Raw genomic sequence first — 25,640 nt, forward strand, 5'->3', positions numbered from 1 at the left:
TCGTCGCCCAGCCGTTACAGGAGGACGGGCTATGATCGAACTGATCTCGGCGCTGCTCGCCCTTTGCGCCATCGGCGTCTTTGCGGCGCATGCGGTGGACGCCTATCGCACCACGCATTACTGACCGGCCACGCCGCCCGATACCGACAGCTAAAACGGCCGCCGGTAAAAATGCTCCGAATGCGTTGCCGGTGGAAACCGGTTGGCGAGCGTGAGCGCGCCCTTCTCGTCGGTCTCGAGCGCGATCTTCTGCGCCAGCATGACGTCGCCCGGCACGAGGAAGCCTGACGGGACGAAGCACCATCCCATCGTTGCAATCCCGGCATCGTCGATCTCGTGGACGTTGGCGGCGGTGCCGTAGTGAATGCGGTATCGCTTGCCGGTGTCGCAGCCGATGACGTCGAAATGCCGATGCTGCTCGAATTGTGCGCGCTGCTCCGCCGACAGCCATTCGGACAAAAGCCGACGGCCGCGAGCCTCGGGCGTGTTCTCGCCAAAGAAGCGCCGGTAGAGTTCGCGAAGCGCGTGCAGGCGCGCTCGCGCCGGCGCGCCGAGCCTGAATGCCGCGATCATGAGCAGTTCAGATCAACCGCCGACCAGGCGGGGATAGAACAGCGTTTCCTGCGCGGTCGGGTCGAACGATCTGATCCGGGTGACTTCGCCAGGCCCGGTTCGGAGCGCGGCGGTGAAGCCTATTCCGGTCAGCTCCCGAAAGCGTTGTTCGGCCCGCGCCAACGCTTCGGCATTCTCAGGATCAAACTCGTGGCGGGTATCGCCTGTCTGGTCCATCACGATCTGGGTAGCCATGTTGAGTCTCCTCATGCCCAGCCCTGAACTTCATCAAAGCAAACCTCGTGCCGTCAGTTCCTGATAGCAACAACTTTCTCGCGTGCGGTCCAGTCACGCCTTGCGGAGCGACTCAACGCGCTGCCGCCGCCCCGCCGCCCTGGTCGATTTGCCGTCCCATCAGCGCGATGGCCTTCTGGTAGACGCCCGCGGCATTCCAGGCCTCGATAGCGGCAAAATTCGGCTCGCCCGGCTGGTAACCGGCTCCCGCACGCCAGCCATGGGCTTTCAGGAAATTCGCGGTCGAGCTTAGTGCGTTGGCGGCAACCTCGAGATTGCCGGTGCCGTAAGCCAGGATATTCTCGGGCATGAACTGGGTCTGGCCGACCTCGCCATGCATGGAGCCGCGGGTTGCCCCCGACAACGTGCCGCGGTCGATCAGTTTCAGCGCCGCATAGAGCTGGTCGGTGAAGAATTCGGGACGGCGGCAGTCATAGGCGAGCGTCGCGATTGACGACAGCATGTTCTGATTGCCGCGCTGGCTGCCGAAGCCGGTCTCCATGCCCCAGATCGCAATCAGCGGCCCCGGCGGTACGCCGTAGCGCTGCTCGATCGAGGCGAACATCGCGGCCTGCGACTGCTTCAGCGACCGGCCGCGCGCGACGATGGTGGTAGCGCCGCGCTTGGCCAAGAACTGGTCGAGCGACAGCGAAAAACTGTGCTGGCTGCGATCGGCTCCAATGGTGGCGCTGGCGTAATTGGTCTGCATCAGCGCCGAGATCGCGGTCTGGCCGATGCCCTTGCCCTGCGCCTCCGCGCTGAACTCGCGCTTCCAGCCTTCGAAGCCGCCAGGCCCGTTGCCGCACTGCGCGGCCTCGGCCATGGATATCAGGGATATGGGCATCAGGGAAAACAGCAGCGCGGTCGCGCCGATCATCGCCGTCGCGGCGGTCCTGCCCTTGGTCATTCCACGTTCCTCTCCCTGGATGCGCGACCGGCTCGCGCGAACGCATGATCCTACGTCAGCCACGATCGCTCAAGCCCCGATGAGCGCTATCGATGCGGCTGACGCTCTTGACACGGCCAGATCACGCGCCATCCGTTCCGAGCAGGAAATCCACCATGATGCTCTGGTGCTGCTGGTACATGTCGGTGCCGGTCGCGGTGACGCAGCCGATCTTGCGGGCCTCGGCGATGAAAGGCGAGACTTCGGGCCTGGTGATCACGCAGCCGCAATAGGCCGACGGCGCAAGGCGCATGACATCGACTGGCAGCGAGTCGCCCTCCTCCATCCCGGCGGGCGTCGCATTGGCGACGAAATCGAAGCCCGAGGGGTCGACAGTCCCGGCCCGCGCACGCCCCTTGCCGAGCCGATTGAGCTGGCCGATCAGCACGTCGCGGCGCTCGGCCGCGCTATCGTGAATGGCGATCTCGGCAACGCCAGCCTCGACCAGCGCAAGCGCGATGGCGGATCCGGCCCCGCCGGCGCCCACGAGGAGCGCCCGCATGCCTCGGGGGTCGATTCCCCTCGCCCGCGCGGCGCCGACGAAGCCAAGGCCGTCCACCATGTCGCCGTGCCACGAGCCGTCGGCACGACGGCGCATCAGGTTCACCGTGCCGAGGAAGTGCGCGCGCTCAGTTCCGCTGGCACAGGCCTTGTAGCAGGCAAACTTGTGCGGGATGGTCACGACGATGCCGTCGAGGTTCCTCAGCCGGGTTGCCATCGAGAGGAAATCCGGCAGGTCGGCGGTCGAGACCTGCACGGGAACGAGGATTCCATCGTGGCCGCGCGCAGCAAAGGCCGCCGTCACGCCTGCGGGTGAGCGCACCTGCGCGATGGGATTGCCGACGATGACGTAAAGCCGCGTCGCGCCAGTGGGGGCCGGGACTATGGAGGTCACGCCGGAACCGGGGAGCCGTCCGTCGCCGCGGCCGCCCCATATGTCAACTCCAGCCCATCCAGACTGCCCTCCTTCCGCCATTTGGCGAGCTGCCGCAGGAACGCCACCGGCCCGCGCCAATATTGGCTATTGCGTGCCGCGATCGGATCGAACACGCCTTCATTATTGTAATAGCCGGGCGTGCATTCGGCGAGATAAGTCTGGCGGCCGAGCGCGGCCTTGACGACCTCATCGACCCAGGCGTTCTCGGCGGCGAGCGTTGGCTCTACTGTTCGCGCACCGCGCTTGCGCGCCTGATCGATCACATAGGCGATGTGCTGTGATTGCTCGTCGATGATGTGCGGGAAATTGGCACTCTGGCCGGCCTGCACCGTGACGATCAGGAAGCAGTTGGGGAAGCCGCGGCTGTAGAAGCCGTGCAGCGTCTTGACGCCATCGCACCAGCGCTCGGACAGGCTGATCCCGTCCCGGCCATAGACCTCAAAACCCATGCGGCGGGCATAGTCGGTGCCGACCTCAAAGCCGCTGGCATAGATCAGGCAGTCCAGCTCGTAGGATTTGCCGTCGACAACGACAGCGTTCTCGGTGATCTGCTCGACGCCCTTCCCCTTGGTGTCGACGAGATGCACGTTGGGACGATTGAAGGTGTCGAGATATTCGTCGTGAAAGCATGGCCGCTTGCAGAACGCCTTGTACCAAGGCTTGAGGGCAGCCGCGGCCGCTTCATCCTTCACAAGGGCGTCGACGCGGGCGCGGATCTCCTCCATCTTGCGGTAGTCGGCCTGCTCGATCACCTTCAGCGCCTTTTCCATCGAGGTCACCGGCTGCGGCTGGCGCCGCGGCGCCAGCAGGATCTCGCCGAGCAGGCCGGTCCAGCCGTCCTGCACCAGATCCTGTTCGAACGGTTCACCCGAGATCACGGCGGTGAAATTGTCCATGCGCTCGCGCTGCCAGCCGGGCTTCAGGCTCTCCGCCCAGGTTTGATCCGTCGGCCGGTCGTCGCGCACGCCGATCGCCGATGGCGTGCGCTGGAAGACGTAGAGCTCTTTGGCCGCGCGGCCGAGATGCGGCACGCATTGCACGGCCGTGGCGCCGGTGCCGATGATGCCGACGCGCTTGTCGCCAAGCCCCGTAAGGCCGCCATCGGCGCTGCCGCCAGTGTAAGCGTAGTCCCAGCGGCTGGTGTGAAAGCTGTGGCCTTTGAAACTTTCAATGCCGGCAATGCCGGGCAGTTTCGGCCGGCTGAGCGGACCGCCGGCCAGAATGATGAAGCGTGCGCGGATGTGATCGCCGCGATCGGTCTCGACCAGCCAGCGTCCGTCGCGCTCCTGCCAAATCATCCGCGAGATGACTGTCTGAAACAGCGCGCGCTCGTAGAGACCGAAGTGCCGTCCGATACGGCGAGAGTGCTCATAGATTTCCGGCGCCCGCGCATATTTGCGCACCGGCATGTAGCCGGTCTCCTCCAGCAACGGCAGATAGATGTAGCTCTCGGTATCGCACGCCGCGCCTGGATAGCGATTCCAGTACCAGGTGCCGCCGAAATCCGCGGCCTTTTCCACGATGCGGAAATCGGAGATGCCGGCCTCGCGCAGACGTGCGCCAGACAACAGACCGCCAAAGCCGCCGCCCACGATCAGCACTGCGGTCTCTTCGCTGACGGCCTCGCGCGTAAATCCGGGATCGGCCCAGGGATCGTCGAGATAGCGACCGAAATCGCCGGCTACTTCGACATACTGCGCCTTACCCTCGGCGCGCAGGCGAAGGTCGCGCTCGTCGCGATAGCGCGCACGCAAGGCCTGAATGTCGATCGTAGGGGCGCCGGCTGAACCGGTCTTGTGTCTTTCCGCTGACATCGATCTCCTCCACGGCGGATGGTGCTTCGCCGACAGCTCGCGCCAGTTAGCCCTGAAATAGTGACGCGCGCAATCGCGTCCGCTGCTTTTTGCGTGAACGTCGCGCGACGTTCCGCTACCTTGCGCGCAACCGCAAATGCGCCATGCAACGACACGGCTGTCCGGAGGAGACGATGCAGGGACTGATGATGGACATGCCGCTTCTGATCAGCGGCCTGATCCAGTACGCCGCCGACTATCACGGCGAAGCGGAGATCGTCGCACGCGAGATCGAGGGCGACATCCATCGTTACACCTATGCGGAGGCGCACCCGCGCATCAAGCGTATGGCGCTGGTGTTGCAGCGGCTCGGCATGAATCCCGGCGACCGCGTCGGTACGCTTGCCTGGAATACCCACCGCCATTTCGAGATGTTCTATGCCGCGCCCGGCATGGGCTATGTGCTGCACACCGTCAATCCGCGGCTGTTTCCCGAACAGCTCGTCTACATCATCAACCACGCCGAGGACCGGCTGCTTTTCGTCGACCGCGCCACGCTGCCGATCGTCGAAGCGATCTCGCCGCAATTGAAGACAATCGAGGCGTATGTCGTGATGTCATCGCGCGAGCGGATGCCGGAAACCAGGCTTCCGAACGTGCATTGCTATGAGGAGCTTCTTGAAAAGGAGAGCGAGGCAGGTTTCGCCTGGCCGCTGTTCGACGAAAAATCCGCCTCCACCATCTGCTACACGTCGGGCACAACGGGCAGTCCCAAGGGCGTGATCTATTCGCACCGCGCCGCGATTCTCCAGACCATGACTTGCTGCAATTTCGACTTCATCCCTGGACATCTCGAAGGCGTGCGCGAGGTGATGATGCCGATGGCGCCGCTGTTCCACGGCAATGGCTGGAACATGCCCTTCACCGCGCCCTATACCGGCTCCAAGCTGGTGCTGCCCGGCCGCAACTACGAACCCGACAAGCTCTACGAGCTGCTCGAGGGCGAGAAGGTGACGCTCGCGGCGGGCGTGCCGAGCTTCTGGCTGATCCTGCTCGACTGGCTCGGCCGTACCGGCAATACATTCTCGACGCTGCGCGCAACGCTGTCGTCGGGTTCAGCCCCACCGCGCGCGATGGTCGAGAAACTCAAGCGCGCGTACAACGTCGACTATATCCAGGCCTGGGGCATGACCGAGGCGTTGGGCTGCTCGATGCCGGGATTGAGGCCGGGCTCGGAGCATCTCAGCGACACCGAGAAATTCGATCGGCGCCAGGTCTCGGGCCGCGCCTGCTTCGGCACGTCCTTGCGCATCGTCGACGACGGCGGCAACGAGCTGCCGCACGACGGCACGAGCGTCGGCCATCTGCGTGCCCGTGGTCCCTGGGTCGCATCCGGCTACATGAAGCTCGACGAAGGCCTCGACCGCGACGGCTGGCTGATCACCGGTGACATGGCCGTGATCGATGCCCAGGGCCACGTTACGCTCACCGACCGCTCCAAGGACGTGATCAAGTCCGGAGGCGAATGGATCTCCTCGATCCAGCTCGAGGATATCGCGCTATCCCATCCGGACGTGCTGCAAGCCGCCGTTGTCGCCATCGCGCACGAGAAATGGCAGGAACGCCCCCTCCTCCTCGTCGTCCGCAAGAAGGGGGCGACCGTCGATGGCAAGACCCTGCTCGACCACATGCGCCCGAAGATCGCGAGCTGGTGGATGCCTGACGCCGTCGAGTTCCTCGATGAATTCCCGATGACCGGGACCGGCAAGGTGCTCAAATCAGCGCTGCGCGAGAAATTCAGGGACTATCGCGCCGGGTAAGCCGTCACACCATTGCGTGCGCGCCTTTCGGTGCACGATCATCTTCATCCTTTGGTAGATTCGGGGGCGATATATCGGGTCATCGCTAACCCCTTATCGAGGACATCATGGCGTTTTCCGGATTGGGCCTGCATCTCGGCAATCTGTCGCGCCTGTCGAACGCGCAGACGCGCTCGATCAGCCCCGAGAATTTCACCGGCGAAATGGGCAAGGGCGGCATGTCCGTCGACGGGCCCGCGGCACCTCAGGCCCGCGATCTCGGGCAAGGCTGGAAGGTTTCGCCCTATATCGTCATCGAGCCCGGCGCGACGTTCACCCTTGCCGACATCGCCGGGCAAGGCGCGATCCAGCAGATCTGGATGACGCTGGCGCGCGGGCGACTGCGCCATTCCATCCTGCGCGTCTACTGGGACGACCAGGAGCATCCGAGCGTCGAGTGCCCGGCCGGCGATTTCTTCGCCTGCGGATGGGAAGAGTTTGCGCAGGTATCGTCGCTCGCGGTCTGCGTCAATCCCGGGCGTGCGTTCAACTGCTACTGGGAGATGCCGTTCCGCAAGCGCGCGCGCTTCACGATGGAGAACCGCAGCGAGGAGGCGCTGACCGTCTATTACCAGATCAACTACACACTGACTGACGTGCCCGAGGACTGCGCCTATTTTCATGCACAATTCCGACGCACCAATCCGCTTCCTTACAAGGACGTCTACACCATCCTCGATGGCGTCACCGGGCGCGGCCAGTATGTCGGCACCTACATGGCCTGGGGTGTCAACAACAATGGCTGGTGGGGCGAAGGCGAGATCAAGTTCTTCGTCGACGGCGACGGCGAATTCCCGACGATCTGCGGCACCGGCACCGAGGATTATTTCTGCGGCGCCTACAATTTCGATCCCTACGTCGCGCATTCCGGCCGGGGCGCCGTGCAACAATCGCGCTATCAGGAATTCACCACGCCCTATGCCGGCCTGCCGCAGGTGATCCGTCCCGACGGCGTCTACAAGTCGCAGCAACGGTTCGGCATGTACCGCTGGCACATCCCGGATCCCGTCCGCTTTCAGAGCGACCTTCGCGTGACGATCCAGGCGCTGGGCTGGCGATCGGGCGTCAAGGAAGCAAAATATCTTCCGCTCCAGGACGACATCGCGTCGGTCGCCTTCTGGTACCAGACGCTCCCGGCGGCGCTGTTCCCCACACTTCCGGACGCCGACTATCTCGAAATCGACTGACCGGGAACACGCACGCCGCCGCCGTCCATCGATCGAGGAGACGAAAGATGCTCTACCCGATGTCGCCAAAAGTCGTCGAGCTCAAGCGCAAGCTCGAAAGTTTCATGGACCGGCACATCTATCCGAGGAGCGGTTCTATCGCGAGGCGGAGGACCTCGGGCCGTGGAAAGTCTATCCGTCGTCGAGGAGCTGAAGCCGCTCGCCCGCGCGGAAAGCCCATGGCGGCGGCACGTCGAATGATTTTGGCTTGACGCAGGCCTACTCCACCGCGCGCCTGCTGCGTCTCGCCGACGGACCGGACGAGGTCCACCGCAACCAGATCGCGCGGTTCGAGCTGAAGAAGTATTCGAACGCTTGAGGCAGGCGTTCAGCTCGCCAGACAACGCGGCGCCCTTCTTCCCTTCTCCCTTGTGGAAGAAGGTGCCTTGCCGAAAAGGCGGATGAGGGGTCTCTGTCCACGGAGACAGACCCCTCACCCGTGTGAGCGTATGTCCACCAGGGGAGGGCACAACAATGCGCAGCACAAGTTGCCCAATTAATTCAGAACTTCCACCGTCGCCGAGCGGCCGGCGACCAGCGCCGTACTGTCGGAAACTGGATCCAGCGCGATACGGACCGGCACGCGCTGGGCGAGGCGCACCCAGCTGAATGTCGGATTGACGTTCGCGAGCAGGCTGGCCCCCTCGGCGCGGTCGCGGTCCTCGATGCCGGCGGCGATGCTCTCGACATGACCGGTGAGCGTGCCCTTCTCACCCATCAGGCGGACCTGCACCTTGTCGCCGATGCGGATTCGCGCGAGTTTTGTTTCCTCGAAATAGCCTTCCACATGCAACGTGTCGCTATCGACCAGCGCCATCACACCCTTTCCGGCCGTGACGTAAGCGCCGGGGCGCAGGTCCATGTTGGTGATCACGCCATTCACGGAGGCGCGGATCTCGCTGCGGTCGAGATTGAGCTGAGCAACCGCACGGTCTGCAACCGCCTGGTCGAACGCCGCCTTGGCTTGCAGCTGGGTCGCGAGCACCTGCTCTTGCTTCTGCTGCGACACTGCGTCAGTCGTCAGCGCACTGTAGCGCTTCAAATCGGAATTGGCCTGATCGAGCGTTGCCTGGTGACCGGCGACCGAAGCATCGGCCTGCCGTAACGCCAGCGCAAAGCGCTCGCGATCGATCCTAAACAGAACGTCGCCGCGATGGACCTTCTGGTTGTCCTTGACCAGCACGTCCGTGACAAAGCCGGAGACGTCGGGCGCGACCTGAACCACGTCTGCACGGACGCGACCGTCGCGCGTCCATGGCGACTCCATGTAGTAGACCCAAAGCTCGCGACCGACGGCGAGCGCCGCGACAACGACAATGACGGTCAGCGCGAGGCGGCCAAACCAGGCGAAATTCCCCTTCATGAGAGATACTCCGAGAGATAGACGACGCCGCCCAACAGGCAGACGAAAATCGCGAAATCGAACAGCGCGCGGTGCCAGACCAGTCGATAGAGGTCGAAGCGCTGCATGAAGCGGCGGAGCAGCGCGCTCAACACATAGGCCACGATGATCCAGAGCAAGAGCGCCGGCACGAGCACGCCGTAGATGTCGATGACATATCTCATGCCGCAACACTCTCGCCTGCGCGCGGCCGGTAGGCCGGGGCGTCCGGGAACAGGCCCCGCCTGATACCGACGAGGCCGATCAGGGCGTCTTCACGCGCACTGTCGTTGGGGTCCTTCACAGCCCGGGCCAGCGCCCGATCGACGCTTGTCAGCAGCTCGGCCGGCATGCCACCGCCCGCATGGTTGCGGCAAGCCATAGCCAGCTGATCTAGCATGTCGTCGATGACAGAAATGGTCGATGCCGCGAGCCCATAGCGCGCGCGGCGAAGATCGATAATATTGATCCCGATGCGGAGCTGGACCAGGCTGTCGGCGTCGCGGCGATCGGTCTCCGAGAGGAAGGCGATGCGCTGCACCAGAAGCCCGAGACGATGCAGCATGAGGCCGGCAAACTCCGCGCGGTCGCGCTTGCCACGCCGCTCGGCGGCAACCGCGATCGTCTTCCAGCTCGACAGCACCAGGCGATTGGCGATCCACTCCGCGCCCACCCCGCGCGCGATCCGCGTCACGATCTCGGCGATGACAACGCCGACGAAGAAGGCAACGGCCGAATTGGCGTAGGACGCAAAATCCGCGATGTAGGTCGATTGCAGCGCGAGCAGCGTCGCGGTGTTGGCCGCGAGCGCCATGCCGGTGCCCGCCGTTGCCGGCCGCGCCATCAGGAAGCCATAGAGCAGGAAGGTCGGCGCCAGCGCGACGACCAGAACTTCGATATGGGAGATCGCAGGCACCAGCGCGAACAGATAGATCGCGACGACGACGATGGCGACCAGCGACCACAGGCCGAAGCTGCGGATGAAGCGCGCGGGCTCGTCCTGGGCGGCGAAGAATGAGCAGGCAACTGCGGCCATCATCGGCGCCGAGGCGCCGTCGGGCCAACCGGTCCCGATCCAGAACGCGCAACAGATCAGGATGGCCATGGCCGCGCCGGCCGCCGACCATAATGCGAGGCCGCGGTCCCTGTGGCGCACGGGCGCAGCGCCGGCCTCGGAATGAAAGGCCAGATCGAGGGTTGCGACGTCGCGGCTCTCGGCAATCGCCTCGGTCAGCGCGCGGCAGTCGCGCGAGAGGTCGACGAGCTCCCGCAGCCGCAACAACAGGCTGGTAGTGATGATCCGTTCCCAGGAGGCACTGTCATCGAGGACCGCTTGCCGCTCCGCGATCATGGCGCGAATCCGCTCGGCTGGCCGCCGCGCGCTAACGTCGCTCACGATCCATTGCGCCAGATCTTCCAGAAGGCGCTTCAGCTCGGGTTGTCGCCGCAACGCCTCCTCCCCCAACGCTGCCAGCCGATCCTCGAGTGAGGCGATCACCGGGAGCAGCATCAGCATGCGCAGCCGGATTACGCCGAGGCCGGTCACGGCATTGCGGTCCGTCAGGTGGTCATAGGCGAGATGGGCGGAGAGCGTGTCGATCTCGACAATGTCGGTCGCAAGCTTGAGGCGCTTGCCGCGGCGCGTCTCCTTGGTGGTCTCGCGCAGCAGCACGATCTGGCTGAGCCGGCGAGCGTCCAACAGCCAGCTGCCGACGCGGTTAGCCACCGCCGGCGCGACGCTGCGGGGAAACACGATGGTCGAGACCAGGCTGGCGCAGATGATGCCGAGCGAGATTTCTTCGAGCCTTGCAACCGCGGTGTCGAAGATGGCGCCGGGCTCGGACACAGAGGGAAAGCCGATCAGCGCGACCGTGTATCCAGCCAGCATGAAGACGTAGCTGCGCGGCGTGCCGTCGAGCAGCGAGAGATAGAGGCAGAGCCCGACCCAGAGCGCGATTGCAAGGCACAGGAGTTCCGGCGCATCGATCAGGTTCGGCAGCAGCGCCACCGTCATGGTCGCGCCGACCAGCGTGCCCATCACGCGGAAGAACGCTTTTGAGCTGGTCGCGCCGGCGAGCGGCTGCGAGGTGATGTAGACGGTCGCCATCGCCCAATAGGGCCGCGGCAGGTCCATGGCGAGCGCAATGACGAGCGCCAGCATCGACGCGGCAAACGTCTTCAAAGCAAAAATGAGGTCCGCGTGACGAACCAGGAAAGGCTCTTCCGCGCGCATGACTATTTCGCCTCTAAAATAGTCTTGGGAAATGTCTTGGCTTCAGGCAGGCGGCTGGCCCGCTGCTCGATGCGCTGGAGCGTCTCGAAGGTTATCGCAAGTTCTTCAGCTCCGATATCCTTCAACAGGCTCGCCCTCACCCGCCGCAGCACGCGGTTGGTCTCCTCGACCTTGGCTTCGCCCGCTTTCGTCAAATGTAGCGTTTTGGCACGCCGGTCAGTCGGATCCTCGCGGCGCTCCACCAGACCCTCGGCCTGGAGCAGGTCGATCAGCCGCACGAGCGAAGGACCTTCGATACCGAGCTCGTCGGCGAGCACACCCTGGCGCACGTTCTCGCCCTGGCGCGAGAGCACCAGGAGCGGAATGGCGGTCGCATAGGACAAGCCATGATCGGACAGCGCCTGGTCCGACTCGCGGCGCCAGATGCGGGCGAGGCGGGCGATCAGCCGGCCGATTTCGCCGTGGATATGAGCCTGCGAGGGAGCCATGCAATTTAGATAGGACACAAACTATTAGCCTGCAACTATATAGTCTGGCATATTCCGATCCATCACGAAAAAGCGAACAGGGACAACGCATTATGGGGCCGGGTTCCACGACCGAAGCACGGGAGGCGATGGCGGGCGACGGCGCGCTGACGCTCGTCCCGACCTTCGTCGTCGTGGCCGTGGACGCCACCGGAATGGGCATCATCCTGCCGCTCCTGCCGTTCTATTCGCAGCGGCTCGGCGCCACGCCGTTCCTGATCGGCGCGCTGATCTCGGTCTATGCCGTCTGCCAGCTCATCGCCGGCCCCGTCGTCGGCATCCTCTCGGATCGCTATGGCAGGCGAAAGGTTCTGGTCGTCAGCCAGATCGGAACTCTGATCGGGTTTGTTCTGCTGGCGATGGCAGGCAATCTGACGCTGGTGTTCCTGGCGCGCATCATCGACGGCCTGACATCAGGCAACATCTCGGTCGCTCATGCCTATGCTGCCGAGCACAGCGCACCGGCGACACGCAAGCAGGCGCTCGGCATGACCAGCGGCGCGATCGGAACCGGGCTTTTGCTCGGCCCTGCTCTCTCCAGCTTTCTCGTTCATTACGGCCAGACCGCGCCGGTATGGGCTGCAGCTGCGCTCTCTTTGGTGAGCATTCTCGCGACGATCGCGCTGCTCCCGCCGGATCACCCGGCGTCCGAGCCGCTCTACCAGCATCGTGTGCCCGAGCCGACGCTGACGCGCAGCCTGCTCGACATGCGCTACGCTTGGCGGCTGCTGGGACTGCTGATCGTGTTCTTCTTCGTCAACTCGATGTTCCTGTCGCAGATCGGCCTGTTCCTGTCGGCGCGATTTTCCTGGGACGGGCATCCCTTCGGCGCGCGCGAGCTCGGCTGGATGTTCGCCTACGCCGGCTTCATCAACATGGTGGTCCAGGGCCTCCTGATCACGCGCGCAAACCTGATCGCCTCCGATCGCAGCATCGTGATGGCGGCGTTCGCCTGCATGGGGCTCGGATTTGCCGGACTCGCGGCCGGCGACAATATCAGCCTGCTCGCGATTTATCTGACCTTGATCATCGTCGGCACCATGTTTGCCCGTAGCACGCTGACGGCAGAACTGTCGCGGAGTACCGCGATCAACCGCCAGGGCATGATCATGGGCCTCAACCAGTCGCTGATGTCGGGCGCGAATATCAGCGCCCCGCTCATCAGTGGCGCGCTGATCGGTCATCGGCTGTTCGTGGTCTGGGCTCTCGCCATGGCGGCGATGGCGGCGATCGGCGCGGCCCTGGCGGGCCAGTTGCTCGACACGCCGCGGGCGCGCTAGCGCTCTCGCCTCAATTCACGACATACACGTCCGGATCGAAGCTCGAGCTCGGCTTCTTGAAGGCGTTGCGCAAGGCGGGCGAGATCGGGACATTGTAGTTGAGGCCGTTCGGCGGCGTCGGCGATTCCAGCCACCTCTTGTAGAGCACTTCGATCTCCGGGCTCGCGTAAAGCTCTGCCGTGGCGCGATCGGCCAGCGCCTTGAACGGCGCATCCTCCCGCCGCAACATGATCCCGAAGGGCTCGGCCTTCGAAAACGTCTCCTCGCTGATCATGAACAGGGCCGGCTCCTTCGAGCGCGCGATCGCGACCGCGAGCTGCACATCGTCGAGCGCATAGGCCTGGGCGCGGTCGGTCTCGAGCAGCAGGAAGGCCTCGGCCTGGTCCTTGGCCGGCATCACATTGATGCCGAGATTGCGCTCGGTGTTGACCTTGGCGAGCTGCGTCAGGTTGACCGATCCCGCCACAGCCGTGACCGCCTTGCCCTTGAGATCGTCGATGGTGTTGATCTTTGCGGCCTTCTTGGCCGCAAAGCGCGTCGCGCTGAGGAAGTGTGTGTTGGTGAAGGCGACTTGCTTCTGGCGGTCGGCGTTGTTGGTGGTCGCCGAGCAATGCAGGTCGAGCGTGCCGTTGACCATCAGGGGGATGCGGTTCGACGATGTCACCGCGATATAGTCGACCGCGATGTCGGGCATGCCGAGCTGCTTCTTCACGGCGTCGACGATCTTGAGGCAGATATCCATGGCAAAGCCGACCGGCTTCTGGTTTCCGTCCAGATAGCTGAAGGGAACGGACGCCTCCTGATAGCCGAGCGTGATCTTCTTCGTCTCCTTGACCTTCTGGAGCGTGCCCGACAGGTCTTCGGCCGAGGCTACGCCCGCGAGACAGACGGCCAGGAGAACGGTGGGAAGACGCATCGGCTGCTCCTCAAGGGGGTCATCGACTTCTGTCGAGACGCGGTCGCGAAGGTGATAGCTTACACATCCGGCAGCCGCCAGACGAGGCTGCATCCACCAGCTATCGCGCTTTTATATACATTCCGGCCAAGGAAATGTCGGGCGCCCTACTCGCAGCAGAGCTGCGTCTCGAACCAACTTGCCAGCTGTTCCGACAACGGCTGCCACATCCGCTGGAGGTTTGCGAACTGACCGAGATTGGCCCGGTAACGGTACATGGTCCGCAGCTCGCGCTCGATCGCCGGAAGATCGACGCCGGCGCAGACCCCGTCCCTGACGACCGTCTTGCCGGCCACCACCACATCCTTCACCAGGGACGCATTGCCCCGCGCGAACAGCAACGTCATGAGATCGACCGGCAGGACCTGATCGCGATCGAGCCGGTCGAGATCAAGCACCACGAAATCCGCGGGATTTTTCGGCGCGAGTTCTCCGGTCCCGGGAGCACCGGTGGCGCGCCTGCCGTTGCGGACGGCGAGCGCGAACAGTTCGGCCGGCGTCCAGGTCGGCTTGAACCCCACCCCGCCATGGACCATCTGCACCAGTCGCATCTCGCGCAAAATGTCGTCGTCCTCGTCGAGCGCCAGCCCGTCGACGCCGACGGCGATGGCGCACCCACATTTGTGCGCGGCTGCGATCGGGGCGAGCCCCGAGCGCAGATGCATGTTCGAGCTGAAATTGGTGACGATGCGCGCGCCCGAGGCCGCGATCATGTCCAGCTCGTCCGGACGAGCGTGGGCGCAGTGCGCGAGCGTCAGGCGCTCCGAGAGAAAGCCAATGTCGCGGAGATAGCCGACCATGCCCGGAAAATTCCGGTCGGCCCAGACCCGCTGATACCCGGTTTCCAAGAGATGCATGTGGATGCGGCGGCCGGTCCGCGCCGAGTTTTCCGCAACAGCTTCCAGCAACGGCTTCGAACACCATTGCACGGCGGCAGGACCCAGCTGCACGTCAACCATCGGGCTCGCAATGGCCGCGGCGATTGCATCAACCAGCTCGATATAGGCCCTGGGCGACATCGGGGGGCGGACGAACAGCTCCTCGATGGTCTTGCGATCATCGCTGGCGAGCCCGGAAAGAAGTGGCTCGGCATCACCATACACGATCGGGTTCTGGTCGCGCACCGCGATCGCAAAGGCGATGCGCATGCCCACATCCGATGCCGCCCGCGCGACCGCCTTGGCTTCATCGACCAGCGGCATGGCGCCGCTCGGACGGGTATAGTGCACCATCATGGTGGCGCAGCCTGCCCTCGCCGCGCGCGCAAAGGCCGACGCCGCCGTCAGATAGGGATCGACCGGCGTGCCGAGCGCGGAGCGCAGGATCCAGCTCTCTAGGGGCATGCCAACCGCGCCGAACGACGTGGTCGGCGGCCGCGCATGATCATGGGCATTGGCGAAGGCCGGAACGACGAAGGAGCGCGGCTCGACGATCGGTCCCGCTCCTTCCATGATCTCAGTGATGACACCGTTGTCATGGCGCAGCACGGCATTGTCACGGATGGTGCGGTCAGGACCACAGAACAGGCTGGTTGCACGGATCTCGGTTGCCATGATAACTCGCTGCCATTCCAGAATCAGTTGGCAGAATATAGCAGCTCCCGCTCAGCGCACGGCGGCAGGAATTTGCGCGACAAGATCGCTCTTACGCGTCAATGCCCCGCTGCACAAGGATACGCTCGGCGCTGTCGTTCCAGACGTCCATCTTCACGATCTGGCCGCCGTTCACGACGAAGCGGTCGACATAGCGGTTGCCCTCGAACGGCGTGCCGTCCATCCACTCGCCGTAGAGCGTGCCGACGCTGTAGACGACGGTTTCGTCCGCACCCGGACAGACGTCGAAGCGATCCATCCTCTTCTTGACCCAGCGATAGCGCTTGGCGTTGAAGCCGGTCGGCCCGCGCGGATGGTCGAACTCGCGCCCGCCGGTAAATGTGATCACGGTGCCGGGCTTCATGTAGGCCGCCGCGGCATCGGGATCGGGTACCATCGAGGCCGTGAGATAGGCCTCCACGATCTCGGCGTCGGTCATCGGACGAGCTTCGGCATTCGCGGGGGCGGACATGGCGGTTCTCCGGGGCTGCGAAATCCTACAATCTGCGCCCCAAATTGCATGCACATCTTTTGAATAATTGGTGTCATAACTGAACACAATCCGCAGCTGCCGACGTCCGCAGCTACCGCTAGGCTATCACACCTGAATCGAGCCATGACCGCCCAGACCGCCTTCGACCTGATCTTCCGCAACGCCCTGTTGCGATCATCCGCTACCCCCGTCGATATCGGCGTGAAAGGCGGCCGAATCGTTGCGATTGAGCCCAGGCTTGCCTGCGAGGCGGTCGAGATCGATGTCGGGGGACGGCTGGCCCTGCCCGGCTTCGTCGAAACCCACATCCATCTCGACAAGGCCTGCCTGCTCGACCGCTGCGAGCACAATCACGGCAGTCTCGGCGATGCCATCCGCGCCGTATCGGCGATGAAACGCGACTTCAGCGTCGACGACGTCTATGCGCGCGGCGCCAAGGTGCTCGAGCGCGCCATCGTGCACGGCACCACGCGTATGCGGACCCATGTCGAGATCGATCCGCGCATCGGCTTGCGCAGCTTCGAAGCGGTCAAGGCGCTGAAGCGCGACTACGCCTGGGCGATCGACCTCTCGCTCTGCGTCTTTCCGCAGGAAGGCCTGACCAACGATCCCGGCAGCGACGAGCTGCTCGTCCAGACGCTGCGCGCCGGCGGCGAAGCGATCGGTGGCTGTCCCTATACGGACACCGACCCGAACGCGCATCTCGATCGCATCTTCGATCTCGCGCAAGAATTCGACGTCGACGTAGATCTCCATCTCGACTTCGATCTCGATCCCTCCTGGTGGCATCTCGACGAGGTCTGCCGGCAGACCGAGCAGCGCCACTATCAGGGGCGCGTCGCAATCGGCCACGCCACAAAGCTCTCGGCCTTGCCGCCGGAGCGGCTGAAGGCGGCCGCCGCGCAACTGGCGAAGGCCGGCGTCGCCGTCACCGTGCTGCCCGCGACCGATCTCTATCTGATGGGGCGCGAAGCCACCCACAACACGCCGCGCGGACTGACGCTCGCGCACAAGCTCGCGGGCGACGGCATTGTGTGCTCGGTCGCCACCAACAACGTGCTCAATCCCTTCACGCCGTTCGGCGATGCCTCGCTGCTGCGGATGGCGAACTTCTACGCCAATGTCGCCCACGCCTCGGTCAGCGACTTCGACACCTGCCTCGATCTCGTCACCGAGCTGCCGGCGCGGCTAATGAACCTCAATGACTACGGCATCAAGCTCGGCAACCCCGCAGATCTCGTCGTGCTTGACACCCAGGACAGTCGCTTCGCCATCGCCGAGCTGCCGGATATCGTGATGGGTTTCAAGAGCGGCCGGCAGACCTTTGAGCGGCAGCGGCCGACCTTGTTCAGCCCCCGGAGCTGAACGGCTGTCGCTCGATCTTCGCAATCGACCTACGGAGCAACCGGATGGCCTTCGACAAGATATTCCTCAACACACGCTTCGACGGCGGGGCGCGACATCACATCGCGGTCAAGGACGGCCGTATCGCCGCGATTGCCCCTGTCGACGCGCCGCCGGCCGGCGCCGAGACGATCGATCTCGACAATGCCCTAGTCGTCCCCGGTTTCGTCGAGGGCCATATCCATCTCGATACCAGCTTCTATGGCGACGCCTGGCGCCCTCACAAGCCGTGCACCAACGGCTTCGACGTGCATGAGCGCGTCGCCTTCCAGGCCCAGAACATGGCCGAGGCCGCGCCGATGGATGTGCGTGCCCGCAATCAGCTCGACCTTTGTATCGGGCACGGCACCACGCAGATGCGCAGCCATGTCATGGTTGACGGCTCGGTCGGGTTGAAATCACTCGAGACAATCCTCCGCGTGCGGGAGGGCTACAGCGGCCTGATCGACATCCAGCTCGTCGCCTTTCCCCAGAGCGGCATTCTGGCGAGTCCAGGCACGCCGCGATTGCTCGACGAGGCCATCGGCCTCGGCGCCAATCTCGTCGGCGGGCTCGATCCGGCGAGCTTCGACCGTGACGTGGAGAAGCATCTCGATGTCGTGTTCGGGGTGGCCAGCAAGCACGGCGTCGACGTCGACATTCATCTGCACGACATGGGCACGCTGGGCGCGTTCGAGATCGAGCAGATCGCTGCGCGCACGCGCGCGCTCGGCATGGAGGGCCATGTCGCCATCAGCCATGCCTACGGGCTCGGCGATATCTCCGCAGATCATCTCAACAGGATCGCCGACATTCTCGCCCGTTCCGGCGTCGCGATCATGACAAATGCGCCGGGCGCGCGGCCCTTTCCGCCGATCCTTGCCCTGCGCAATGCTGGGGTGATCGTCTTCAGCGGCAACGACAACATTCGCGACTCCTGGTGGCCCTATGGCGACGGCGACATGCTGCGTCGGGCAACGACACTCGGCTATCGCTCGGGCTTCAATATCGACGAGGAACTGCGTGTCGCGTTCGATGTCGTCACCGAAGCCGGCGCAAAGGCACTTCAGCTCGAGGGCTATGGTCTGCGCGTCGGCGCCAAGGCCGATTTCGTGACGCTGAATGCGGAACATGTTCCCGAGGCTGTTGTCGGGGTGCCGCAAGGGCGCTCCGTGTACAAGGAGGGCAAGCTCGTCGCATCCGACGGTAAGATTGTCGGGAAACGCGGATAATTATCGGACCTTTTCCGTTCGATTATACCGCTGACCATGCCCACCTCCTGAGTCCGGTAGAATCCCGGACCGTAGCTGCGCGCATTGCACGACGGGCCACGCGGATCGCATACTACGAGGCGCACTGACCATCTGCGTTCGATGGGGAAGTATGGATATGTTCAGCGCATTCAGCAGCATCGATTATCATTCCATTCGGGCCAAGACGCCCGCTGAGACGGCCCTCAAGCGGCTGAGCGGCATCGGCGAAGTGCTGTCAGGCCTCGACATCCCGGCAATCCAGACGCAAGACGATATGGCGCGCGCGCTGTGGACGCTCGATACCGCCGACAAGTGCATTCGCACGATCCTCACCGAGTTCCGCGCCGAGCGCACCACGGAAGTCGTCCGCGAAGCCAAAGGCCTGATCGGCTTGATCGAGCTCGCGCGCGACGAAATTTCGGGCTATCGCGACGGCAGCAGGGTCTTGAGCTAAGCGCGCGCTCGAAATCAGCGCTTGATCCTCGCCAGAATCCGGTCAGCCTCGATGCGCCAATCGGCACTGCGGGCAAATTCCTTGGTTCCCTTGGTGCCGAACAGGCCCTCATCAGCGAGATCGGCCACCCAGGCTTGGCGCTCGGCGGTGCCCTGCGCGGACCATGGCGTCAGCCCCGCCTCGCGCACGGTCTCGGCGACCTCGCGCACCTCCTCGGCACGGCGGTGGCCGTGCTCGATCACGCGCTGGAAGAAATAGGCGCCCTGCTTCTCCCAGTTGATCGCAGGAAACGTTTCTGCGAGCGAGGCCAGCACCGCATCCTCGACACCGTAAGCGCGCGCGGTGGTGAAGCTTTCGATGACCATGGCCTCCAGGCCCTTGATCATGATGCTTCGGCACATCTTCACCGCGGAGGACACACCGAGCTTGTCGCTCGCGACCTTGGCCGCGAAGCCAATCGCGTTCAGAAGCGGCTCGAGCTCCCTCGCGCCGGGACCACCGAGCAGCAGCGGCACCTTGATGCGATACGGCGGCACCGACGTCATCACCGCGCCCTCGACATAACGCCCGCCCGCTTCGTCGATCAGCGCGGCGGCGCGTTGCTTGGCGCCGGGCGAGGCCGAATTGAAATCAAGGAACCAGGTGCCCTGGTTGATCGCACCCGCGCAGGCTTTTGCCACCGGCACCGCCTGACTGGCGGTGACAGCGGAGACGATGAAGTCAGACTTCGCCGTCAGCTCGGCATGAGAGGCTGCCAGCGCCACGCCGAACTTCGCCGCATGCTCTTTCAGCGAAGCGCCCTGCTCGCCCCCGAGCTTGATGTCGAAGGCCGCGACCTTGATGTCCTGCTGTCGCAGATCCTCGGCCAAAATCCTGCCGACCTCGCCATAGCCGACCAGCCCAATCTGCCATCGTTTCGGGTCCGACATCAGTTCAGCCCTCGTGTCGTCTCGTCGAAGAGTTCCTCGACCGCATAGCGGCGCGGGATCAGCGCCTGCTGGAATGCGTAGTCGACGATCAGCTCCAACGGTTTCCTGTTCGCTTCGATTCCAAATGGTACAAGATCAGGTGACGCCGCTGGCCCCACCTGCATCTTGTCGCGCTTGAGAAGATCATAGACGCCCGCAACTACGTCCGGACGCGATTTCGCGAGCTTTTCAGTCACGACCACGAGATGATTGACGGGCACGACGCCGCGGCGCGCATACCACTTGGCAGCTTCCGCAGCCGGATCAGGGAATAGCGATTTCAGCTTGGGATCATTCGACGTCTCACCCAGGACCGCGTCGAGCTCGCCGTCGATCAGCATCTGTAGGACCTTCTTGTTCTTCGGCGCGCGCTCGGTGGTGTCGACATATTCGGCGATGTGCGGGTCCTCGAACGTCACCCAGCGGATGTTGTCGAGATAGACGCCGTAGTCGTTGGCGAGGATGCCCCTGATCCAGGCGCCGGTCGTCGTCGTGAACGAACGGATGCCGACGCGCTTGCCTTCAAGATCGGAAGGCCCAAGCGTTCCTCGTTCCGGATTGTAGAGGGCATAGGAATGCTGGAAGCGGCCGAGCATGGTCGCCGGCAGCAGTACCAGCGGCTTGCCATGCGCCTTCGCCATCAGATAGGTGACGATCGCCATCTCGCAGACATCGAACGCCTGTTCGCGCACCATCGGCTTGAATGCCGTGTTGGTCGGCGTGTACTCGATGAACTCGATATCGAAGCGGTCGGAGCGGACCTCGCCGCTCTTCACCGCCTGGACATGGGGGTGACTGCCGATCACGGCCTTAAGCTTGAGACGATCCATCCACCCGCTCCGCTTCTCTTCTTTCGCTCAGACGTCCTCGGGATCGTCGACATAGACGAGCCCGGCTTTCGCCAGCGCCTCGCGCATGCTGTACATGTCGAGCCCGAGCTCGCCCGAGCTGAGCCGCTTGCGCTTGCCGCCCTCGTCGGCATTGCGCTTCTTCGCCTTCTCGGCGACCTCGGCCGCATATCGCTTCGGCACCACCACGACGCCGTCGTCATCGGCCACGATGATGTCACCGGGATCGACATTCACGCCGGCGCAGACCACGGGAATATTGACCGAGCCGAGCGTCGCCTTGACCGTGCCCTTGGCCGAGACCGCGCGCGACCACACCGGAAACTTCATCTCGTGCAGCGCTTTGACGTCGCGGCAGCCGGCATCGATGATCAGCCCCTGTACACCGCGGGCTTGAAGCGAGGTCGCAAGCAGCTCGCCAAACATGCCGTCGGTATTATCGGTGGTGCAGCCGACGACGAGGATGTCGCCCTTTTTGCACTGCTCGACGGCGACATGGATCATCCAGTTGTCGCCGGGCTGCGCCAGCACGGTCACCGCGGGACCCGCGATCGCCGTGCCCGGCCAGACCGGCCGCAGATACGGCTTCATCAGGCCGATCCGGCCGTAGGCCTCGTGTACGGTCGAGACGCCGTACTCCGCCATTCCCGCGGGATCGGCGCGCTTGATGTTGCGAACGACGACCGATTTCATGCCAGCTCCTCCGCAACCGTCGGGAATAGGCGCTGATAAGCCTCGCCATACGTCATGGGCACGCCGGTGTTGCGGCTGCCCTGGATGCCGCGGTTGAGCGCAACGCGCTCGTAATAGCCCCAGAGATGCTTTTGCGCGGCGAGGATCTGGAAGGCCTCGTACTTCTCCTTCCAGACCTCGTCGATCTTGAGGAGCAGGTCCGGCTTGTAATTGCACTGCTCGGGCTGGTGCGGCTCAAACAGGAACACCGGCGGCGCCGAATATTTGTATTGCGCGCCGGGCTTGTGGCCCATCGCCTGCGCAACCACGCGGGTCTCCTGGGCGAAATGCGCCGCGTTCGGATGGTCGAAATTATAGGGGTCTTCCAGCGCGTGCGTCAGCACAAAGCTCGGATTGAGCTCGCGGTAGATGTCGACCATGCGGTCGAAATGCGCTTCGTTAAGCTTCAGCGGATAGTCGCCGCAATCGAAGAACTCGATCTCGGCGCCAAGCAGCTTGGCCGCCCGCTCCGCCTCGTCCTTGCGGCCGGCCTTGACCGATTCCAGCGTCGCGCCCTTTTCCTTCCAGGCAAACTGGCTTTCGCCGCGCTCGCCAAAGGACATGCAGACGATCTTCATGCGATAGCCCTTCTTCGCATGCAGCGCGATGGCGCCACCGGCGCGCCAGACGAAATCGCCGGGATGGGCGGTGATCACGAGACCTGTCCTCATGGGATAAACTCCCCTCTTTCGTTCGTAAGCATCATAGGCAGCCTGCGTCATGCAGGAAGCCAATTCATCAGGCAGCGATAGCCGCGGGTTCCCCGCCGTCGAGCACGCGCTTCAGGCGCTCGCTATCGAGCGCGCCTTCCCATTTGGCAATCGCAATGGTCGCAACCGCGTTCCCGATCAAATTGGTCGGCGTCAACCCCTGCGACATCAAACGGTGAATGCCGAGCACCAACGCGACACTCGTCACCGGAATGGTGCCCGTCGCCGACAGCGTGGCCGCCAGCACGACGAAGGCGGCGCCCGCGATCCCCGCCGCGCCCTTGGAGGTCACGAGCAGGATCAGCAGCAGCTCGATCTGCTCGGCAAGCCCCAACGGTGTGTTGGTGGCCTGCGCCAGGAACACCGAGGCGGCGGCAAGGTAAAGGCAGGTGCCATCGAGATTGAAGGAGTAGCCGGTCGGGATCACCAGCCCGACCACACTGCGCTCGCAGCCAGCCTTCTCCAGCTTGGTCAGCATCCGCGGCAGCACCGTCTCCGACGATGTCGTCGCGATGCAGATCAACAGCTCTTCCCAGATGTAGCGGATCAGCTTGAGCAGACTGAAGCCGCAGAGCCGCGCCACCGGACCGAGCGCCACGATGATGAAGATTATGCAGGTCAGATAGAATCCGCCCAACAACTTGCCAAGCGAGGCCAGCGAGCCGACACCGAACTTTCCGACCGTGAACGCGATGGCGCCGAACGCGCCAATCGGCGCCGCCCACATCACGAAGCCGACGACGGCGAACACCATTTTTGCGGCGATGTCGATCAAATTGACCAGCGGCGCGGCACGCTCGCCGAGCTGCACCAGCGCAAAGCCGCACAGCACGGAGATGAACAGCACCTGGAGGATGTTGCCTTCGGCAAAGGCGCCGATGAAAGTCGCGGGCACGATGTTCATCAGGAACGGTACGAAGCCGATGACGGCGGTCTGCTTGACATAAGGCTCGACCGCGCTGGCGTTGATGGTTGCGGGATCAATGTTCATGCCGGCGCCCGGCCTGAGCAGATTGACCGCGATGAGGCCGATCACCAGCGCGATCGTGGTCATGACCTCGAAATAGACGATCGCCTTGACGGCGACACGCCCGACACGCGCCATGTCGGCCATATGTGCGATGCCGTGAACAACGGTGCAGAAGATGATCGGCGCGATCAGCATCCGGATCGCCTTGATGAAGGCGTCGCCGAGCGGCTGCATCTTCGCGCCTGCCTCGGGATTGACGATCCCAAGTGCTACTCCTGCCGCCATCGCGATGAGCACCTGGATCCAAAGCTCCTTCCACCAGGCGCGGCCGCGCGGCTTGTCGATCGCCAGCGCCGTCATGTGTCGAACCCAAACAGACGCGCCGGATTGCTGACGAGAATCCTCTGCTGGAACTCCGGCTCCGGCGCGAACAGCGGGATCAGATCGACCAGATCGCCGTCATTCGGCATCGCCTTGACGTTGGGATGCGGCCAGTCCGTGCCCCAGATGACGCGATCGATCGCCGTCTCGACGATTTTTCGCGCGAATGGCACTGCATCCGTAAAGGGCGGGCCGGCCGAAGACACGCGCTCGGAGCCGCAGATCTTGACCCAGCACCTCTCATCGCGCTGCATCAGATCAATCAAAATCTTGAACGGCAATTGGTCGAGCCCCTCGGACGCCTTCACCCGTCCCATATGGTCGATCGTGTAGCTCAGCGGCAGCCTTGCCAGCATGTCGGCATACTCGGGCAGGTCGATCGCGTCGAAATGCAGATCGATGTGCCAGCCAAGCGGCGCGACCATCGCAATGACACGGTTGAACACGCTCTTGTCAGGGACGCCGCCAAGGTGCCGGACGAAATTGAAGCGGCAGCCGCGGAACCCGCCCTCATGCAGCACGCGAAGCCCGCGCTCGGTGATGGTGTCGTCGATATTGGCGACGGCACGGTAAGCGCCATCGCTCTGCGCGATGGCGTCGAGCGCGACCGTATTGTCCGTGCCGTGCACGCTGGCATTGACGATGACCGCGCGCTCCACCCCGAGCTTGGCATGAAGCACCCTGAAATCCTCGAGCGGCGCATCGGGCGGTGTATAGGAGCGGTCCGGCGCATACGGATATTTCGCGCCGGGCCCGAAGATGTGGCAATGCGCGTCGCAAGACAGCTTTGGCAGCTTGAATTTGGGTGCGCGCGTGTTCGGATCGGGCGGCGGGATGGTCGGCGTGTACATCATCGTCATCAGGTGAACTTGAACAGGCGCGCGGGATTGTCGACCAGCAGCTTTTGCCGGACCGCGCGATCTGCCGCATAAAGGGGGATCAGGTCTACGATCTCGCCGTCATTCGGCATGATCTTGACGTTGGGGTGCGGCCAATCGGTACCCCAGATGACACGGTCAGGCGCGTTGTCGATCAGCGCCTTTGCAAACGGCACCGCGTCGTGGAACGGCTTGCCCGCCGCCGACGCACGTTCGAGGCCGGTGATCTTCGCCCAGCATTTTTCGTCTCTTTTCTGGAGATCGAGCAGCGCGGTAAATCCGGGATCATCGAGCCCCTTCCCAGCCTGCACCGTGCCCATGTGGTCGATCACATAGGGCGTCGGCAATGCGGTCAGGATCGGCGCGAATTCGGCGATCGTGCCCGGCTCGAAATAAACGTCGACATGCCAGCCGAGCTCGGCGATGCGGTGCACGATACGCTGGAACTTGCCCATGTCCCCGACGCCGCCCAGGCGCTTCAGGAAAGCAAACCGGCAACCGCAGATTCCGCCCTTGTCGAGCACGGCAAGCTCTTTGTCGGACATCTCGTCGTTGACGTTGGCGATGCCCTTATAGGCGCCCTCGCTCTGCGCGATGGCGTCGGTGACAACACGATTATCGGTGCCGTGCACGGTTGCGTTCACGATCACGCAGCGCTCGACGCCGATCCTCTCGTGCACGCTGCGGAATGTCTCCAGCGGCGCATCAGCCGTGTTGTAAGGTCGCTTTTCCGAAAATGGATAGCGGGACACCGGGCCGAAGATGTGGGTATGGCTGTCGCAGGATTTCGGCGGCAGCTTGAAGGACGGCGTATTGGGATTCGGATCCGGCGGCTCGATCGTCGGCATAGCCTTCGGCTCGGCTCCCTGCGCGCGCGCGTCGCTCGCGAGCGCCGCGCCGGCCAATCCGCTCAAGAGATGCAAGCACTCCCGCCTGTTCATTTCCTCAACACCCAGTCACATGGTCCGCTTGCGAGCGGAAACGCGAGACCGCGC

General features: G+C 63.8%; 25 protein-coding genes and 1 pseudogene. 7 read left to right on the top strand and 19 right to left on the bottom strand.

Translation table 11 applies throughout. The annotated features are described in order from the left end of the window. Positions 1-150: 150 nt before the first annotated feature. The 5 genes from ABIB73_RS04465 to ABIB73_RS04485 all read right to left on the bottom strand — a co-directional run bounded on the left by ABIB73_RS04465 (position 151) and on the right by ABIB73_RS04485 (position 4,543). Positions 151-573 carry a hypothetical protein gene (locus ABIB73_RS04465; RefSeq protein ID WP_354221804.1) on the bottom strand — a complete coding sequence of 141 codons (423 nt, stop codon included), beginning with the start codon at positions 571-573 and terminating at the stop codon, positions 151-153. A gap of 12 nt (positions 574-585) precedes the next feature. Continuing rightward, positions 586-807, bottom strand: coding sequence for a hypothetical protein (locus ABIB73_RS04470; protein WP_354221806.1), 222 nt, complete (start codon positions 805-807; stop codon positions 586-588). A gap of 112 nt (positions 808-919) precedes the next feature. Beyond that, positions 920-1,753, bottom strand: coding sequence for a lytic murein transglycosylase (locus ABIB73_RS04475; RefSeq protein ID WP_354221808.1), 834 nt, complete (start codon positions 1,751-1,753; stop codon positions 920-922). Between the two features lie 121 nt (positions 1,754-1,874). Then, a complete protein-coding gene (locus ABIB73_RS04480) occupies positions 1,875-2,678 on the bottom strand; it encodes a shikimate dehydrogenase family protein (RefSeq protein WP_354222559.1) in 804 nt (267 codons plus the stop codon). A 5-nt stretch (positions 2,679-2,683) separates the two neighbouring features. Then, positions 2,684-4,543 (bottom strand): flavin-containing monooxygenase, encoded by a 1,860-nt coding sequence (locus tag ABIB73_RS04485; protein ID WP_354221810.1) that lies wholly within the window; start codon positions 4,541-4,543, stop codon positions 2,684-2,686. Positions 4,544-4,716: 173 nt separating this feature from the next. On the opposite strand from ABIB73_RS04485, the gene ABIB73_RS04490 reads away from it, so the two are divergent. From ABIB73_RS04490 to ABIB73_RS04500, 3 genes and pseudogenes are all read left to right on the top strand, one after another. Continuing rightward, the gene (locus ABIB73_RS04490; protein ID WP_354221812.1) at positions 4,717-6,342 is read left to right on the top strand and encodes a long-chain fatty acid--CoA ligase; all 1,626 of its coding nucleotides are present in this window, start codon (positions 4,717-4,719) and stop codon (positions 6,340-6,342) included. Positions 6,343-6,449: 107 nt separating this feature from the next. Next, positions 6,450-7,568, top strand: a complete 1,119-nt coding sequence (locus ABIB73_RS04495; protein WP_354221814.1) for a glycoside hydrolase family 172 protein — start codon at positions 6,450-6,452, stop codon at positions 7,566-7,568. Positions 7,569-7,788: 220 nt separating this feature from the next. After that, positions 7,789-7,926 (top strand): annotated as a pseudogene (locus tag ABIB73_RS04500) (acyl-CoA dehydrogenase family protein); the annotation flags it as partial. A gap of 177 nt (positions 7,927-8,103) precedes the next feature. Here the strand turns inward: ABIB73_RS04500 and ABIB73_RS04505 are convergent. Genes ABIB73_RS04505 through ABIB73_RS04520 form a run of 4 tightly spaced genes read right to left on the bottom strand, consistent with a single transcriptional unit; the run spans position 8,104 to position 11,709 of the window. Then, positions 8,104-8,970, bottom strand: coding sequence for an efflux RND transporter periplasmic adaptor subunit (locus ABIB73_RS04505; RefSeq protein ID WP_354221816.1), 867 nt, complete (start codon positions 8,968-8,970; stop codon positions 8,104-8,106). Beyond that, a complete protein-coding gene (locus ABIB73_RS04510) occupies positions 8,967-9,173 on the bottom strand; it encodes a DUF1656 domain-containing protein (protein WP_354221818.1) in 207 nt (68 codons plus the stop codon). The genes ABIB73_RS04505 and ABIB73_RS04510 overlap by 4 nt, the downstream gene beginning before the upstream one ends. Continuing rightward, positions 9,170-11,221: an FUSC family protein gene (locus tag ABIB73_RS04515; protein WP_354221820.1), complete on the bottom strand. Its 2,052-nt coding sequence runs from the start codon at positions 11,219-11,221 to the stop codon at positions 9,170-9,172. The genes ABIB73_RS04510 and ABIB73_RS04515 overlap by 4 nt, the downstream gene beginning before the upstream one ends. Positions 11,222-11,223: 2 nt before the next feature. Further along, positions 11,224-11,709, bottom strand: a complete 486-nt coding sequence (locus ABIB73_RS04520) for a MarR family winged helix-turn-helix transcriptional regulator (protein ID WP_354222560.1) — start codon at positions 11,707-11,709, stop codon at positions 11,224-11,226. Between the two features lie 92 nt (positions 11,710-11,801). Between ABIB73_RS04520 and ABIB73_RS04525 the strand changes: the two genes are divergently transcribed. Then, positions 11,802-13,028 (top strand): MFS transporter, encoded by a 1,227-nt coding sequence (locus tag ABIB73_RS04525; RefSeq protein ID WP_354221822.1) that lies wholly within the window; start codon positions 11,802-11,804, stop codon positions 13,026-13,028. A gap of 10 nt (positions 13,029-13,038) precedes the next feature. On the opposite strand, the gene ABIB73_RS04530 is transcribed toward ABIB73_RS04525, so the two are convergent. From ABIB73_RS04530 to ABIB73_RS04540, 3 genes are all read right to left on the bottom strand, one after another. Then, positions 13,039-13,944 (bottom strand): amino acid ABC transporter substrate-binding protein, encoded by a 906-nt coding sequence (locus tag ABIB73_RS04530; protein WP_354221824.1) that lies wholly within the window; start codon positions 13,942-13,944, stop codon positions 13,039-13,041. A gap of 146 nt (positions 13,945-14,090) precedes the next feature. Then, positions 14,091-15,536 carry an amidohydrolase family protein gene (locus ABIB73_RS04535; RefSeq protein WP_354221826.1) on the bottom strand — a complete coding sequence of 482 codons (1,446 nt, stop codon included), beginning with the start codon at positions 15,534-15,536 and terminating at the stop codon, positions 14,091-14,093. 91 nt (positions 15,537-15,627) lie between these two features. Next, positions 15,628-16,047 (bottom strand): nuclear transport factor 2-like protein, encoded by a 420-nt coding sequence (locus tag ABIB73_RS04540; RefSeq protein WP_354221828.1) that lies wholly within the window; start codon positions 16,045-16,047, stop codon positions 15,628-15,630. A 144-nt stretch (positions 16,048-16,191) separates the two neighbouring features. Here ABIB73_RS04540 and ABIB73_RS04545 point away from each other — a divergent pair, with 144 nt between their 5' ends. From ABIB73_RS04545 to ABIB73_RS04555, 3 genes are all read left to right on the top strand, one after another. Then, positions 16,192-17,433, top strand: a complete 1,242-nt coding sequence (locus tag ABIB73_RS04545) for an amidohydrolase family protein (protein WP_354221830.1) — start codon at positions 16,192-16,194, stop codon at positions 17,431-17,433. A gap of 44 nt (positions 17,434-17,477) precedes the next feature. Continuing rightward, the gene (locus tag ABIB73_RS04550; RefSeq protein WP_354221832.1) at positions 17,478-18,683 is read left to right on the top strand and encodes an amidohydrolase family protein; all 1,206 of its coding nucleotides are present in this window, start codon (positions 17,478-17,480) and stop codon (positions 18,681-18,683) included. 157 nt (positions 18,684-18,840) lie between these two features. Continuing rightward, the gene (locus ABIB73_RS04555) at positions 18,841-19,158 is read left to right on the top strand and encodes a hypothetical protein (RefSeq protein ID WP_354221834.1); all 318 of its coding nucleotides are present in this window, start codon (positions 18,841-18,843) and stop codon (positions 19,156-19,158) included. A 14-nt stretch (positions 19,159-19,172) separates the two neighbouring features. Here the strand turns inward: ABIB73_RS04555 and ABIB73_RS04560 are convergent, their stop codons facing one another. From ABIB73_RS04560 to ABIB73_RS04590, 7 genes are all read right to left on the bottom strand, one after another. Next, complete coding sequence (locus tag ABIB73_RS04560; protein WP_354222561.1) at positions 19,173-20,090, bottom strand: DUF1932 domain-containing protein; 918 nt, start codon at positions 20,088-20,090, stop codon at positions 19,173-19,175. Further along, positions 20,087-20,956 carry a substrate-binding domain-containing protein gene (locus ABIB73_RS04565; RefSeq protein WP_354221836.1) on the bottom strand — a complete coding sequence of 290 codons (870 nt, stop codon included), beginning with the start codon at positions 20,954-20,956 and terminating at the stop codon, positions 20,087-20,089. Before ABIB73_RS04565 ends, ABIB73_RS04560 begins: the two co-directional genes overlap by 4 nt. A 27-nt stretch (positions 20,957-20,983) precedes the next feature. Further along, complete coding sequence (locus ABIB73_RS04570; RefSeq protein ID WP_354221838.1) at positions 20,984-21,667, bottom strand: 4-carboxy-4-hydroxy-2-oxoadipate aldolase/oxaloacetate decarboxylase; 684 nt, start codon at positions 21,665-21,667, stop codon at positions 20,984-20,986. Beyond that, entirely contained in the window at positions 21,664-22,377 is a 714-nt protein-coding gene (locus tag ABIB73_RS04575) for a PIG-L deacetylase family protein (protein WP_354221840.1), read from the bottom strand. The genes ABIB73_RS04570 and ABIB73_RS04575 overlap by 4 nt, the downstream gene beginning before the upstream one ends. A 67-nt stretch (positions 22,378-22,444) precedes the next feature. After that, entirely contained in the window at positions 22,445-23,746 is a 1,302-nt protein-coding gene (dctA, locus tag ABIB73_RS04580; protein WP_354221842.1) for a C4-dicarboxylate transporter DctA, read from the bottom strand. Beyond that, positions 23,743-24,627, bottom strand: a complete 885-nt coding sequence (locus ABIB73_RS04585) for an amidohydrolase family protein (RefSeq protein WP_354221844.1) — start codon at positions 24,625-24,627, stop codon at positions 23,743-23,745. Before ABIB73_RS04585 ends, dctA begins: the two co-directional genes overlap by 4 nt. Beyond that, a complete protein-coding gene (locus ABIB73_RS04590) occupies positions 24,627-25,586 on the bottom strand; it encodes an amidohydrolase family protein (protein WP_354221846.1) in 960 nt (319 codons plus the stop codon). Before ABIB73_RS04590 ends, ABIB73_RS04585 begins: the two co-directional genes overlap by 1 nt. Positions 25,587-25,640: the final 54 nt, after the last annotated feature.

Origin of the sequence: Bradyrhizobium sp. F1.4.3, from assembly GCF_040548375.1 — a bacterium.
Classification (GTDB): domain Bacteria; phylum Pseudomonadota; class Alphaproteobacteria; order Rhizobiales; family Xanthobacteraceae; genus Bradyrhizobium.